6 protein-coding genes are annotated in these 15370 nt (G+C 70.2%); all 6 read right to left on the bottom strand.

The genetic code is table 11. From position 1 onward, the window contains the following. Positions 1-3 precede the first annotated feature (3 nt). The 6 genes from EL337_RS18125 to EL337_RS18150 are packed head-to-tail and all read right to left on the bottom strand — an operon-like array spanning position 4 to position 15338. A complete protein-coding gene (locus EL337_RS18125; RefSeq protein ID WP_048633068.1) occupies positions 4-213 on the bottom strand; it encodes an MbtH family protein in 210 nt (69 codons plus the stop codon). Next, positions 191-1501, bottom strand: coding sequence for an NADPH-dependent L-lysine N(6)-monooxygenase MbtG (mbtG, locus tag EL337_RS18130; protein WP_048633069.1), 1311 nt, complete (start codon positions 1499-1501; stop codon positions 191-193). Before mbtG ends, EL337_RS18125 begins: the two co-directional genes overlap by 23 nt. Then, positions 1498-6009 (bottom strand): non-ribosomal peptide synthetase, encoded by a 4512-nt coding sequence (locus tag EL337_RS18135; protein ID WP_048633163.1) that lies wholly within the window; start codon positions 6007-6009, stop codon positions 1498-1500. The genes mbtG and EL337_RS18135 overlap by 4 nt, the downstream gene beginning before the upstream one ends. Further along, complete coding sequence (locus EL337_RS18140) at positions 6006-11108, bottom strand: non-ribosomal peptide synthetase (RefSeq protein ID WP_048633070.1); 5103 nt, start codon at positions 11106-11108, stop codon at positions 6006-6008. Before EL337_RS18140 ends, EL337_RS18135 begins: the two co-directional genes overlap by 4 nt. Next, entirely contained in the window at positions 11101-14046 is a 2946-nt protein-coding gene (gene mbtD / locus EL337_RS18145; protein ID WP_048633071.1) for a mycobactin polyketide synthase MbtD, read from the bottom strand. Before mbtD ends, EL337_RS18140 begins: the two co-directional genes overlap by 8 nt. Beyond that, entirely contained in the window at positions 14043-15338 is a 1296-nt protein-coding gene (locus tag EL337_RS18150; protein ID WP_048633164.1) for a beta-ketoacyl [acyl carrier protein] synthase domain-containing protein, read from the bottom strand. Before EL337_RS18150 ends, mbtD begins: the two co-directional genes overlap by 4 nt. Positions 15339-15370 lie beyond the last annotated feature (32 nt).

Here is a 15370-nt window from a genome sequence, read left to right on the forward strand (position 1 = left end):
CGGTCAGGACATCGCGTCCCGCAGGCTCCGCGGTCGCAGATCCGTCCAGGTCTTCTCGACGTACTCCAGGCAGTCCGCGCGGCTGCCGTCGCCGAACACCACCCGCCAGCCGGTCGGTACCTCGGCGAACGTCGGCCACAGGCTGTACTGCTCTTCGTCGTTGGCCAGCACGTGGAACGTGCCGTGTTCGTCATCGAACGGGTTCGTGCTCATCGGATCTCCTCGTCGAACGATGGTGCTCGACCGCTTGCGGGTAGCTGGCGCCGAGGACCCGGTCGGACAGCAGCCCGAGGCAGCTGAGATTGGGAAAGCCGGGCCCCTGGGTCAGGCCGGCCAGACCGGGCAGGAACAGTTTGGGATCCACGCCGGTGACGGCGAGATCAGGGCCGATCGACTCCTGCAGGGCAGCACCACTCAGCGGCGCCCCCACCCCCAGCTCGATCAGATCGCGGGCGTCCTGGCTGAACAGCGCCTCGAACCACATCGGGTCGGCACCCGAACCGTCTATCACCAGGTCGAATCCGTGCACCGTCTCCGACTTCTCACCGCCCCGATGGGTCTGCAACGTCAACCGGATTCGTTCCTCGCGGGCGACGGCATGGGCGACCCGGCCACGAAGGTGACGGATCCGGTCGTCGGCGAGCAGAGCGTCCTGCACCCGGGCGGAGAACACCCCTCGGTCGGTGCGTGCCAACGCATCCTGTCGTTCGGCCATCGTGAGGCCGGCCCAGTCCGTCGGATCGGAGAACAGGGTGTTCTCGAAGAAGCTCTCGCCCCGCGTGAACAACGTGACCTGAGGGGAGATCACCGTGATGGTCGAAACCCGATGCCGGAAAAGCTCGTTGAGCATCGACGCCGCGGTCTCCCCGCCGCCGATGACGGCAACGCGCTCCGCGACGATGAGGTCGTGACGCGACGCCCGCTCCCAGAACTGGGCGATCGACAACACCCGCGGATCGTGCGGCAGGATCGACCGCCGGGCCTGACCCGGCCCGGTGATCATCACCCCGTCGGCGTGCACGGTGCGCTCCGGGGTGAGCAGCGCCCACCGGTCACCGACGACCGAGATACGCTGCACCTCACCGTTGATCACGGCCATACCGATGTTGTCCGAGACCCACCGCAGGTAGCGACTCCAGCCCCAGTGGGTGGGTGCGGGCCGGCCGCGGTCGATCCATTCGGCGAACTGCGCACTGGCGATCAGGTAGGACTGCCAGCTGTGCCGCGTCATCCGTTCGTCCACCTCGGCGTTGCGCCGCGGCACCAGCGAGGACCGGTAGGGGAAGCCGACGTCCTTTTCGGGGCTGGTGCCCAGCCGGTGCTGACCGTCGGTCCAGCCCCCCACGGCCTGCCAGTTGGCGCCCACCACACTGCGCTCGATCGCCACCACCTCGGGCACCGCGACACCCATGTCGTGCAGCTCGGCGGCCTTGGCGGCGACCGCGATCGCCTTGGGACCCGCGCCGATCACGGCGAGCGTGGGACGCGGCGACGGTGTCACAGCGCCTCCCCGAGGACGGTGACGGCCTGCTGCCAGAGGTCGGTGAGCCGGTCGACATCGTCGACGCTGGACACCAGTGGACTCCATCGCCAGCTGGTGCGCAGATGCGGCCCCTCGGGGCCGCCGGCCACGACCGAGATGACGTCGAACGTGTACCGCAACGGCAGCTCGGGCTCGGGCGCAGCGGGCATGTGCTGGTTGAGCGCGCCGTCGGTGATCAGCGACCAGTCGGCGGCGGCCCGGTCGCCGCTGAGATCGTGTCTTCCGATGTAGTTGAACTCGATCTGCGGGTGGGGCAGGCCGGCGAGCTCGTCGTCGGCACAGGTGTACCGCAGCAGGCCATAGTCGAGGCCCCGATTCGGAACGCCCGCAAGCTCTTCGGAGACTGCCCTCAGTAGCGTGCGGCCTGCTGCGGGATTCGTTCGGACCGTCTCGACATCGGGGGCGGCCTCGCCGGCTCCGAGGCGCACCGGATACACCGAGGTGAACCATCCGACGGTTGCCGACGTGTCGGCTCCGCCGATGAGTGTGTCCTCGCGACCGTGCCCCTCCAGCGCGATCAGCGCGCCGTGGTGGGCCGGCTGCCGCCGTTCGCACCGCCACGCCGCCAAAGTCAGCGTCAACGCCGCGAGCAGGAAGTTCCGCATCTCGATGCCCGCGTCGTCGAGACGGCGCAGGATCGCGCCGGTGGTCGTCGTATCGGTGACGACATCGGCAACCCGCAGCGACGCCCAGGTGTCCTGGGACGGGTCGACGCGCCTGCTGCCCAACAGCGGGTCCGCCGCGCAGAGGCGGCGCACCCAGTAGTCCCGTTGCGCGGCGACGTCATCGGACCGGCTGCGCTGGTGCAGCAGGCGGGTCCACTCCCGGAAGGTGGTGTATTCGGCGGCGGGACCGGGGGTTTCGCCGGCCTCGATCTCGGCGGCCAGTTGTGCCAGCCCACCGATCATGACGTACCAGGACACCACATCGGTGGCCAGGTGGTGCACGCACAGCATCAACACCCGTTGCCCGCTTCCGAAGACGACGGCCTGCACCATCGAACCGGCACGAGGGTCGATACGGTCAAGCGCAGCAACGACTTCGGTAGACAGCGCATCCTGTGCCGGTGAGTCGACCACGACCAGGACGTCGCCCGCCCGCACCGCCCCGGGTGGGCGGGTGGTGAGGCGGTGGCCGCCATCTCGCTGATCCAGCACAGCGCGCAACATGTCGTGGCGGTCCAGCAGCGCCTGCAGGATCTGTTCCACCCGGTCGTCGGTGATGCCGTCCGGCAGTCGGACGAGGACGTTCTGGGTGAAGCGGCGGAAGCTCCCGTGCTCGAACGTCCAGGACATGATGGGCGCAGGTGCGACCTCACCGTAGCGGTCCTCGTCCACAGCTGCGGGCTGGTGGACGCCCTCCCCGGCGTCGACGGCGGCGGCCACCTCACGAATGTTGTTGCAGTCGACCATCACGCGGGCCCGCAGCTCCAGACCGCGCCGACGCGCCGCCTGCACCAGGGCCAACGCGACGATGCTGTCCAAACCCATCTCCGAGAAGTCGGTGGTCACACCGATCTCGTCGCCGTCGAGCACGTCGGTGAGCAGCTCCACCAATACGGCCTCGGTCGGCGTTTCCGGTTGCACGCCCGGACCGTCCTCGGGCCCGGCGACCTCAGCGAGTGCCGTGTCGTCGACTTTTCCGTGCGGAGTCAGCGGCAGCGCGTCGAGGATCACGATGCGGTGCGGAATCATGTAGCGCGGCAACCGCTTCGCCAGCAGCTCACGCAGCTCTGCGACCGCAGGGGTATGCGCACCCGTGGCGACGTAGGCGGTGAGCCGCCCGCTGCGGCGGTGTCTGCCCACAGCTACGTGTGCGTCGGCCACGTGCGGATGACTGCACAGGACGGCCGCGATTTCGCCGGGTTCGACGCGGAAGCCCCGGATCTTGACCTGATCGTCGGCACGGCCCAGAAACTGCAGGCCGCCGTCGGCGCCGCGCCGCACCACATCGCCGGTGCGGTACATCCGCCCCCCGACGGTGAACGGGTCTGCCACGAACCGGCTCGCCGTCTCGGCCGCTCGACCCAGGTAGCCCCGCGTCAGCTGCCGTCCCGACAGGTACAACTGTCCCGCGACCCCGTCCGGCACCGGACGCAGCCACGCATCGAGCACGTGCGCACGCATGGTCTGCGTCGGGACACCGATCGAGGGCCGCTGATACGCGTCCACCGCGGCGACCACGGCCTCCACGGTCGTCTCGGTCGGGCCGTAGCAGTTGAACGCCGACATGCCGGTGCGGGCACATTCGTCACCGATCAGTCGCCACGTCGACGCACTGACCGCCTCACCGCCGAGTGCGAGCACCGCGAGCGGCACCGTGGTCGTCAGTCCGACGTCATACAGCTGAGCGAACATCGACGGCGTCGTGTCGAGCATGTCGACGCCGAACCGGCCGATCGTCTGCACCAAAGCCTCGGCGTCGCGCTGTGATTCGTCGCCCACCACGTGCACGGAATGGCCGTCGAGCAGTGCGGCCAGCGGCTGCCAGGCGGCGTCGAACGTGAACGACCAGGCGTGGCCGACACGCAACGGGCGGCCGACCCGCGCGGCGGCCGGCCTCAGCACGTGCGCCGCGTGGTCCCTGGCGTAGGCGAGAACTGCGCCGTGAGTGCCGATGACCCCCTTGGGCCGCCCCGTCGTGCCGGAGGTGAACACGATGTAGGCGGCCTGGCCGTCGGCGACGTGCGCGGGCCGGTAGCCTGCCGGCGGTTCGTCGGTCGCGGACCGGAGGAACGCGTCGTCGATGACGACGCGCGGGCCCGCCTGCTCGATGATGTCGGCGACGCGGCCGGTCGGCATCGACGGATCGAGCGGCACGATCACCCCACCCGCCTTGAGCACGCCCAGCATCGCGACGACATAGGCGGGCCCGCGGGCGAGCAGTACCGCCGCCGGCGTCTCCTGGCCGACTCCCGCGGCGATCAGCGCGACGGCCACGCGGTCGGCGGCCTCGTCGAGTTCGCGGTAGGTCATCGCGCCGTGCTCGCCGTCGGCGCTCCAGGTCAGTGCCACCGATCCCAGCCTGCCGCCGGCGATCTCGGTGAATGCGCCGTGGATTCCGAGGGACGACGGGGCCCCCGCAGCGGCCGGCGCCACACGTGACGGCAGTTCGGCGGGCAGCAGGATGCCGACCTCGCGCAGCGGCCTGTCCCAGCAGTCGATGAGCCGCTGCGCGGTGTACAGCAGCCGCCTGCCGAGCGTCTCGGGCTGCAGCTGACCGAGCGCGCCGTCGATGACCTCGACCAGGACGGTCAGTTCGGCGCCTGCCAGATGCGCGGCGATGGTCACCGGGAAATGGGACAGGCTCTCCAGCGCCGACGGGACGAACGTTGCTCCGTCAACCGCGAATTCGGTGCGGCCCACGATGCCACCCGGTGGGAAGTTCTCGTATACCAGCAGGGTGTCGAACAACTCCCCGACGCCGCCGAGAACGCGGAACTCGGCGTGGCTGAGATAGCCGTGGTCGCGTAGCGCAGCGGACTCCCGTTGCAGCGCGTGACATTGTGTGCCCGTCGGCACGGCAGGATCGAGTCTGACTCGCAGCGGCACCGTGTTGATGAACAGTCCGACCATGCGCTCGACCCCGGCCAGTTCGCCGGGCCGCCCCGACACCGTCACCCCGAACGTCACGTCTGTCCGGTCGGTGATCACCGAAAGTACCGAGGCCCAGGCCATCTGCACGAGAGTGTTCATCGTGACGCCCCGCGTCCTCGCCGCCTCCGCGAGCGCCGCGGTGGCGCCGGCGTCGAGCGTGACCTCGGTCAGCCGGGGCCGGCCCAGAAGGGGCGCCGTCGAGGTCAGCGCCGGGGTGAGCAGGGTGGGTTCGTCCAGTCCGGCGAGGTGGGCCCGCCATAGCGCACGGCTGGTGTCCTGATCCCTCCCGGCGAGCCAGCCGATGTAGTCGCGGTAGGGCCGGGGCGGCTCCGGCAGCGCCGCGGTATCGCCGCCGCCCCGGTACAGCGCCAGGAGTTCCCCCATGAACAGGGGCAGCGACCATCCGTCGATCACGATGTGGTGGGCGGTGACGACGAAGCGCCAGCGGTGCGGCGCCTCGATGAGAAGGAACCGGATGACGGGCCCGCGCCCGAGGTCGAACGGCCGTACCCGTTCCGCGGTTTCCGCCGCCTCGACCTCGTCGTCGGTGTGGGCATGGACGTGGCGCCAGGGCAGCTCGACGTGGCTCGGGATGACCTGCACCGCGCGGCTGAGGTTGGCCTGCAGGAAACTGGCGCGCAGATTCGCGTGGCGGACCAGCAGCAGCTCGGCGCAGTGCCGAAGCAGTCCGACGTCGAGGGTGCCGGTGGCGTCGACCGCCATCGCGATGACGTAGGGGTCGGCCGCAGCATCACGTCCGTCGTCGCCGGCGGTCAGCGCCGCCATCGAGAAGAGCCCCTGCTGCAACGGGCTCAGCGCCATCACGTCCTCGATGGACCCGGGCCCTGCCCCCGGTCGGGTCTGCGTCATCCCCGGGTGCTCCACGACTCCGTCAGTGCCGCCAGTTCGTCCTCGGACAGCCCCGACGCCGACATCGGCGCGTGATGGGTGTCCGCCTGCCCGCCCGTCGCCGCGCCACCGTCCTCCAGCGCACGCGCGAGTGCCGCGACCTCGGGATGTTCGAAGACCAGACGGGGGGTGAGATCCAGGCCGGCGTCACGGGCCCGAGCCGCGAGCTGGACCGCCAGTACGCTGTCGCCTCCGAGCGCGAAGAAGTCGTCGTGCCGCCCGACGTCCTCGGCCTGGAGCAGGTCCGCCAGCAGAGCGGCCAGCGCGTGCTCGGTATCGGTGTGCGGCGCTTCCCATTTCACCGCGGGGCCGGCCGGCGGCGTGGCGATCACCGGTTCACCCGCGACGATCTGAAGCCGACCGTCGTCGTCCCACCTGGCCCGGTCACCCGTGCGGTAGAACTCCGCGCCGGGGAACGGGCCCCCGCTGAGGTAGAGATCGCCGAAGACGCCGACGGCGACCGGCGCAAGCTCGCTGTCGAGCACGTGCACCTGGGCGCCACGGCTCCACTCCCCCACAACCCGGCGCCTCTGGTCGGGTTCGGTGATCTCGACGTCGCGCAGCGGGCGGTCGGGAGTGTCGGCGAAGGCCGCCACCACCCGGTGCAGCCAGCCGGCGAGGCGCTCGATGGTGCGGCGGTCGTAGAGCTCGGGCCGATAGATCAGGAAGCCGGTGTAGCCGGCCTCATCCTCGTCGGTGCCGTCGCTGGCCAGGAAGTTCAGCGACAGGTCGGCCTGCGCGATGTCGAACGTCGGTTCCAGGGCTGTGAACTCGGTGTCGGCGTCGATCATCTGTCGCTGCGGCAGCTGTTCCCGGACATGGACGACCACCTGGAACAGCGGATTTCGGGCCAGGGTGCGGGTCGGGTTGACCGCGTCGACGACCTGCTCGAACGGAATCTCGGAGTTCGAGTACGCCTCCAGGGCCATTTCGCGTGTGCGGGCCAGGATCTCGCGCAGCGTGGGATTGCCGCTCAGGTCGTTGCGCAGCACCACGAAGTTGACGAAGAAGCCCACCAGCTGTTCGAGTTCCGCCTCGCTGCGCCCGGCCACCGGCGTGCCCAGGGGTATGTCGGTGCCGCCGCCCGCCTTGTTCAGCACCACCGCCACCGCCGCCTGCAGCAGCATGAACTCGGTGATACCGAGCTCGCGGCACAGGACCGCGAGCCTGGCTCGGGTCGGGCCCGCGATGCTGAACTCGACGGCGTCACCGCGCCCGCTCGGCAGCCGGGGACGTGCGAAATCCAGGGGCAGCCCCGCTTCGTCGGGCAGGTCCTGCAGCTGACGGGTCCAGTAGTCCCGCTGGGGTCCCGCGATTCCGGCGTCGTCGCTGAGCAACTGCGACTGCCAGGCGCCGAAGTCGGTGTACTGCAGCGGAAGCGGTGCCCACCCCGGGCGCTGCCCGTCGCGCCTGGCGCGGTAGGCCGTCATCAGGTCACTGAACAGCACTGCGCCCGACCAGTGGTCGCCGGCGATGTGGTGGATCACCACCGAGAGCACATGCTCGGTGCCGATGCTCAGGACCGCCGCGCGGATCGGCCACTCCTCTTCGAGGTCGAAGGCGTGCTTGCGTTCGCGGTCCAGCTCGTCCTGCAGCCAGGCCTCGCCGTCACCGCGTGCGCGGCGTACCGCGACATCGGCGGGCGGCTGGACGATCTGGTACGGCGTGCCGTCGATCTCCCGGTAGGTGGTACGTAGGACGGCGTGCCGCTCGACGACGTCGCGGACGGCGACGACGAAGGCGTCGACGTCGCACGGGCCCGACAGGCGCGCGGCGAACGGGATGTTGTTGATCGGACTGCGACCTTCGACGCGGTACCCGAACCACGACCGCAGCTGCGATGACGACAGCGGGGCCGGGCCGTCGTGCGTGGTCGCGACCAGCCGTGGCCGCGAGGAGCCTCCACCGGCCGCGAGCGTGTCGATGTGCGCGGCCAGGCGGGCCACCGTGTCGTTCTCGAAGATGTCGCGCACCCCGATGTCGACGCCGAAGCGTGAGCGCAGTTCCGCGACCAGCTTGGTCGCCAGCAGTGAATGGCCGCCGAGGTCGAAGAACGAATCGTCGGCGCCCACCTGCCGGTGGCCGAGGAGGTCGGTGAACAGCGCCGCCAGCCGCTGCTCGGTGTCGGTGCCGGGTTCGCGGAATTCGTTGGTGGCGAGGATCTCCGGCTCGGGCAGGGCTGCCCGGTCGATCTTGCCGTGCGCGGTGATCGGGATCTCCTCGACGACCACATAGGCCGCCGGTGTCATGTACTCGGGAAGAGCCGCCGCCACCCGGGACCGGATCCGCTCCACCTCCACCGTCGTGCCGTCGGCCGGGGTGAGATATCCGACGAGGCTCCTGCCGAGGTTGGGCAGATCGCTGACGACGACCACCGCCTGGCCGACGCTGGGGTCGACGGTGATGGCGGCGGCGACGTCGCCGAGCTCGATCCGGAAGCCGCGGATCTTGACCTGCTCGTCCGCGCGGCCGACGAACTCCACGTCGCCGTCGGCGTTGCGGCGCGCGAGGTCGCCGGAGCGGTACATCCGGGCACCCGGGGTGAACGGGTCGGCGACGAACCGCTCTGCCGTCAGGCCGGGCCTGCGGTGGTATCCGTAGGCGACATGTGTTCCGCCGATGTAGATCTCGCCGATGGAGCCGACCGGGACAGGCTGCAGCGCATCGTCGAGGATGTGGATCTGGGTGTTGATCTTGGGCTTGCCGATGGGCACGATCCGGGTGCCCTGCCTGCCCTCCACTTTGAACCGGGTCGCGTTGATGACCGTCTCGGTGGGGCCGTAGAAATTGTGCAGTAGGGCGTCGAAGGTGGCATGGAACTTGTCGGCCACCTCGCCGGGCAATGCTTCCCCGCCGATGGGTACGCGTTGCAGTGTCCGCCACTGGTTGACGCCGGGCAGTGAGAGGAACAACCCGAGCAGCGACGGTACGAAGTGCATCGCCGTGATGCCCTCGTCGCGCAGCAGATCGGTCAGATATCCGATGTCGCGCAGGCCGTCCGGGCGGTGGATCACCAACCGGGCGCCACAGGCGAGGGTGCCGAACACCTCGGCGATAGACACGTCGAAGCTGGGCGAGGCGACCTGGAGCAGCCGGTCGTCCGCCTCGACCCGGTACTCGCCCTTGAACCACACGAAGTATTCCGCGACAGGCCGGTGCGGCACCGGCACTCCCTTGGGCTGCCCGGTGGACCCGGACGTGTAGATCAGGTAGGCGGTGTTGTCCGGCCGGACCGGCCGGACCCGGTCCGCGTCGGTGGGGTTGTCCGATCGGTAGTCGTCGATTGCTGTGACAGGCTCTTGCACAATCAGTTTCGCGTCGCAGTCGCCGAGGATGAAGTCGAGGCGGTCCTGCGGATACGTCGGGTCGACGGGCACATACACCGCGCCCGCCTTGAGGACACCCAGCGCGATGACGACCAGCTCGGGTGACTTGTCGAGCAGCACGGCCACCCGGTCCTCGGCGCCGATCCCCTGCCCGATCAACCAGTGCGCCACCCGGTTGGCGGATTCGTTGATCTCGCGGTAACTGAAGTGACGGCCCTCGTAAACCACCGCGGTGCCGGCGGGCGTGCGGTCGACCTGTGCCTCGACGAGGTCGGTGATGGTGGCGGGCGGAGTGTCGAAGTCCAGACCGGAGGAGACCTCACGCAACCAGGCCGTGTCTTCGGCGCTCATCAGGTCAAGCCCGCTCAGCGCGGTGTCGGGGTGGTTCAGCGCGCTGTCGAGCAGGACGGCGTAGTGCTCGACGAGCTGCCGGGCCAGCCCGGGTTCGAGGATCTCGACCAGGTATTCGAGTTCGACCACGATCTCGTCTGCATCGAACTCGATCATGACGCCCAGCGGCAGATGCGTCTGGTGTGACCGCAGCTCGGCCCGCTCACAGGTGATGCCGGGCGGGGTGAAGCCGAAGCGGTCGGGTCCACGGAAACCGAAGCTGACCCTGGTCATCCGTTCCGCGCCGTGGCGGCGGTCCGGGTTGAGCTCCCTGACCATCCGATCCAGGCCCACCCGCTGGTGGGCGAATGCACCCATCGCGGTGTCGCGCGTCTGGATCACGAAGTCGCGGAACGACGTTCCGGGCCGCGGCCGCAGGCGCATGGCAACGGTGTTGCCGAAGTAGCCGATGGCGTCTTCGGTACCGCCGATGCGATTGAGCACCGGAGTGGCCACCAGGAAGTCGTCGGCATGGCTGTAGCGGTGCACCAGCACCCCGAAGACGGCCAGCAGCACCGCATACGGCGTCGAACCCGAGTCATCGGCCATCGCCGTGACACGGCGGGCCACCTCGGCATCGAGCCGGAGCGTGGTGCGCTGCGAGCGCCAGCTGGTCGGGACGGCTGAGCCCGATGGGCCCGGCAGCTCCAGCGGTTCCGGCGGATTCGCCATCACAGCTCGCCAGTACGCCACGTCGTCGTCATCGGTGTTGGTCGGGGCGGCAGGCACCCGCGGCGGTGGCATCAGCGGTTGCCCGGCGTAGGCGGTGGTGAGGTCGCTGAAGAAGACCTGCCATGAGCCGTCGTCCCATGCAATGTGGTGCGCCACCAGCAGCATGACGAACTCGGTTGCGGCTGTGCGAATCACGGTGATCCGCAGGGGTGACTCGGCAGTCAGGTCGAACGGCTTGTCGAACTCCCGCTGGGCAATCACCTGGAGCCGGAGATCGCGGGCACGCGCGGAGAGCCCGGACAGGTCGTGCTCGGCCCAGCCCGGCGTCAGCGCGGTGTGCACCGTGGGCACGGGAAGCCCGAGCTCGCCGCTGGTGTCGGCGCGGTAGGTGGTGCGGAGCACGCGGTGGCGTGCAGCCACCGCGTCGACGGCCGTGCGCAACCGGGCGACGTCGACGTCTCCGGTGATGCGGTAGGACAGACACACGTTGAGCAGGGCGCCGCTCGGATCCGCTGCGTGCACGAACCACATCCGCAGCTGACCCTCGGTGAGCGCGTCGGTACCGGTCGCGAGTTCCCCGGCGCCGGCGGCCAGCCCGCGCTCGTGCAGCCGGCGGCGCAGAAGTTCCAGCCGCCGCTCGTCGAGCTGAGCCCCGGTATCGATGTCAGTCACGCGAAGAGTCCACTTTCTCTGGTACGTGCGGGGTGTCGAGTTCGGTGATCAGATCTGCTGCGGTGATCCCGCCGAGCAGGGCGGCCAGCGCCACCGTCCGCCCGGTGAGGCGTGTGAGCCGGTTCCTCAAGTCGAGTGCGAGCAGGGAGTCGACGCCGAGGTCGAACAGCGACGAGTCCAGGTCCAGCGTCGCCGCATCGACGTCGAGCACGACGGCCAGTTGGCTGCGCACCGCGTCGGCGGCACCCGCAGTGACCGGCGCCGCGGTCTGCGCCTCGGGCTGCGCGCTCTGCGCGGCGTCGAAGAACGCGCGCAGCCGCCCGGGGTCGGCGGCGAGCACCACGGGGTCATGGCCGTGGTCGTGCATGCCGGCTTCGACCGCCTGCTCGGGTTTCATCTGCCGCATTCCCATGCGCTCGGCGCGGCCGATCTCGGCGGCGTCGATGATGCGGCTACCTTCCCACAGGCCGAAGCGCACGGCGACGCAGCGCCGTCCGACGAAGCGCAGATGATCGGCCATCACGTCGAGCATCCGGTTGGCCGCCGCGTAGGCGGCCACCTCCTTACCGCCCCAGACCCCGGTCACCGAGGAGCACAACAGTATTCGCGCCTCGACACGGATCGGCCAGACGTGCACGAGATGCTCGAGCCCGGCGATCTTGGCGGTGGCATTGTCGAGCAGCGTGGACCCACGGGTGCCCGAGCGGTCGACCAGCGCGGCGGACCCGGCGGCGTGGATGATCAGGGTCGCGCCCCCGGCGGACAGCTCCGCCGCGACCGCCGACAGTTGGCTCCGATCGGTGATGTCGCACCGCGGTGCGGTGATCTCCGCCGTGCCGACGGCTCGGAGCTCCTCGAGCACCGAGGGTTCCAGCCCGCGCCTGCTGAGCAGGACGATGCGCTTGGCACCCCGGACCGTCAGCTGCCGGGCGAACGCCACCCCCACAGCGCCTGATCCGCCGGTGATCACCACGTTGTCCAGCAGGCCGGCGTCCAACGGCCACGCCGCAACCGAGGAGGTGTCATCCGTCAGCGCGCGTCGGTACATCGCGGCGCCGCCGTCGCGCAGCGCGATCTCTCCCGCCTCGCCCAGGATCGCGGTCACGATCGCCGGCGCGAGCCCGGCATCCGCCGGTGACGTCGGCGGCAGATCCAGATGGTGGAAACGCTGGTCGGGGTGCTCGAAGGCGATGCAGCGGTGCATCGCCGCCAGGCCCGCCTGCCCGGGGTCAGCCGGAGCCTCGCCGGACCGGACGCGCTCGGCACCGGATGTGACGAGCCAGACGTCTCGGCATCGAGGTCCGATCGCGTCGACGTAGTTCAGGAGCCCGGTATCGATTCGGTGCGCCAGGTCGGCGACCGCCGCCGCGCCCCCGATCGGGAACGACGGTGCGACGACGACGAGGGTCTCGGCGTCCGCGGGCTCGCCGATCAGGACGTCGTCGCGTGATGCGATGGCGCCGCGCACAGCCTCGGCCGCCACACCGAGCACGGCGACGGAGCGCCGCGCACCGCTGCCGTGGTCCTGGGGCGTCACGCGCTGCCACGTCTCGGCGGCCACCGTGAGGCCGCCTACGGGCGGCAGTGGTTCGGCGGTTGCCCACAGGTGCGTGGAACGCATCGGCGTGCTGGGGAATCCACGCAGCGCTCGCGTCCGGGGAGCCGCCAGGTCAGCCCACCGATAACCGGGATCGGCGACGGCGGCCGCGACGATGTTGGCGGACAGGCAGTCGGTCAGAGGCAGGTCGCGGCGTCCCGAGCCGACAATGACGGCCGGATCCCGGCCGTCCCGCGCTGCCTCGTCGGCGCCGTCGGTGACGGCGAAGAGCAACGCGGGGTGGGCAGACATCTCGATAAACGTCTCGGCGCCGCCCGCGAGGGCACTGCGCACCGCCTGGTCGAACCGGATGGTGTTGCGCAGGTTGGCATACCAGTACCGGCCGAAGTCGGTGCCGACCGGAACCACGCCTCCGGTGGCGGAACCGAAGAACTGCACCGCGGAGTCGACGAACGCCGACCGCGGCAGCCGGTGGAGCATGTCGTCGCGCAGCGGTTCCAGCGCGCTGGTGTGGGCCGGGAAATTCACTGCCAGCTCGCGGACGAACTGCCCGCGCTGTTCGACGGCAGCGACGAGCGCCGTGATCGCCGCCGTGTCTCCCGCGACCACGACCGACGACGACGCGTTGATCGCGGAGAGCTCCAGCCAGCCGGGTGTGGCGGCGATCAAGTCGGCGGCGCTGTCGGCATCGAGGCCCAGCACCGCAAGGCGGTAGCCACCCGCGATGGTGTCGACGGCGTAGGCGCGGGCCGCGAGCACGGCCACCGCATCGCCGACGCCGATGGTGCCCGCCACGTAGGCGGCGGCGATCTCACCGAGGCTGTGCCCGATCGTCAGGTCCGGCAGCACACCGCACGAACGCCACACCGCCGCGAGGGCGACCGCGTGGATGAACTGCGCGCCCTGCAGCTCGAGCTGGGACGCGGCGTGCGCATCGCCCCCGGCGGTCAGGAACGGCAACCCCGACGGCAGCCCCGCCGCCTGCACCGCGGCGTCGAGCCGGTCGGCTTCGGCCCGGTAGACGGGAAGTAGCCGGTAGGCCTCGGCGCCCATGGACGGCCATTGCCCGCCCTGGCCGGGGAACACGAATGCCGTGCGCGTCCCCGCGCGGCGCGCCGACGCGGCGATCAGCGGGTGCTCCGTGCCGTCGATCACGGCCCGCAGACCCGCGGCGAGTTCATCCCGGTCGGCGGCCCTGACGGCCACGCGGTGACGGCGCACCCGCCGCGTCGCCGCCACGTGTGCGCCGACGTGCGTGACGTCGCACTGCTCGCGCTCCACGTAGGACAGCACCGCCCGCGCGTCGGCCGCGATCAGGCCCTCGTCGTGACTGCTCAACATCACCGCGGCGCGACCGTCGGGAAGCGTGACGGGCGTCATCGGTCCATCTCGCCGGGGCCGCCCCGTGGTTGCGCGTCGGGCACCGCGACGACGACATGGGTGTTCGTGCCGCTCATCCCGAATGCGGAGACCGCCCCCAAACGCATGCCGTCCACGGCGGGAAACGGCGTCGCCTTGGTGGCCAACCTCAACCCGGTTTTCTCCCAATCGATTTCGTTGCTCGGCTCGTCGACGTGCAATGTCGCGGGGACGGTGGCGTGCTCGGCGGCCAGCAGCAGCTTGACCAGACCCAATGCGCCAGCGGCCGCGGCCGCGTGGCCGACGTTGGACTTCACCGAACCGAGGACCGGGCCCCGCTTGGGCGTGCCGCTGCCGTAGGTGGCGGCCAGGGATGTGAGCTCCGTGCGATCGCCGAGTCGGGTCCCGGTGCCGTGGCCCTCCACCATGCCGACGGTGTCGACGTCGACCCGGGCTTCGGCGATCGCCCGACGGAACAGCCGAATCTGGGCCTCGCGACTGGGCGCGGTCAGCCCGACCGAGCGTCCATCGGAGTTGACACAGCTCGCGAGCACCTCGGCGATGATGCGGCGCCGGTCCCGCTGGGCCGCGGACTTGCGTTGCAGCACGAACATACCTGCGCCCTCGGCCCATACGGTGCCGCTGGCATGGGCACCGTAGGCACGGCAGTGGCCGTCGTCGGACAGCGCGTGCTGCTTGGAGAACTCCACGAAGTATCCCGGCGAGCCCAGAACGCAGACTCCGCCCGCCAGGGCCAGGTCGCAGTCCCCGGACCGCAGTGCCGCGACGGCCAGGTGGAATGCCGACAGTGCCGACGAACAGGACGTGTCGACGGTCATTGCCGGACCGGTCAGCCCCAGCAGATAGGCGATGCGGCCGGAGATCACCCCGATGGAGGAGCCGGTGATGAGATGGCCGCTGTGGTGCGAGAATTCAGACATCTCAGGCCCATAGCCCATGTCCGCGGCACCGACGTAGACGCCGACATCGTGTCCTGCCAGCTCATCGGGATTGATGACGGCGTCCTCCAGCGCGCGCCAGGCGACCCGAAGGGCGACGCGCTGCTGAGGGTCCATGGCGGTCGCCTCCCGCGGCGAGACTCCGAAGAACTCCGGATCGAATTCACCTGCGCTGGAGAGGAATCCACCCAGGTTGTGGATCTGCTTGAAGCCGTCGCGCCGAGAACCCTCGAAGAGGGCACGCAGTGACCACCCCCGGTCCTCCGGGAACGGGGCAAGCGCTTCCCGTTCCTCGGACAGCAGGGTCCAGTAGTCGTCGGGGCTTGCGACGCCGCCCGGTGCCTCGACCGCCATACCGACGATGACGATCGGATCCTCGGAGCGAG

Origin of the sequence: Mycolicibacterium aurum (genome assembly GCF_900637195.1) — a bacterium.
Taxonomy (GTDB): Bacteria; Actinomycetota; Actinomycetes; order Mycobacteriales; family Mycobacteriaceae; genus Mycobacterium; species Mycobacterium aurum.

Excerpts from the sequence above, each read along its gene's own strand:
- EL337_RS18125 (WP_048633068.1), bottom strand. The coding sequence starts at position 213 with ATGAGCACGAACCCGTTCGATGACGAACACGGCACGTTCCACGTGCTG.
- EL337_RS18135 (WP_048633163.1), bottom strand. The coding sequence starts at position 6,009 with ATGACGCAGACCCGACCGGGGGCAGGGCCCGGGTCCATCGAGGACGTG.
- mbtD (WP_048633071.1), bottom strand. The coding sequence starts at position 14,046 with ATGACGCCCGTCACGCTTCCCGACGGTCGCGCCGCGGTGATGTTGAGC.
- EL337_RS18150 (WP_048633164.1), bottom strand. The coding sequence starts at position 15,338 with ATGGCGGTCGAGGCACCGGGCGGCGTCGCAAGCCCCGACGACTACTGG.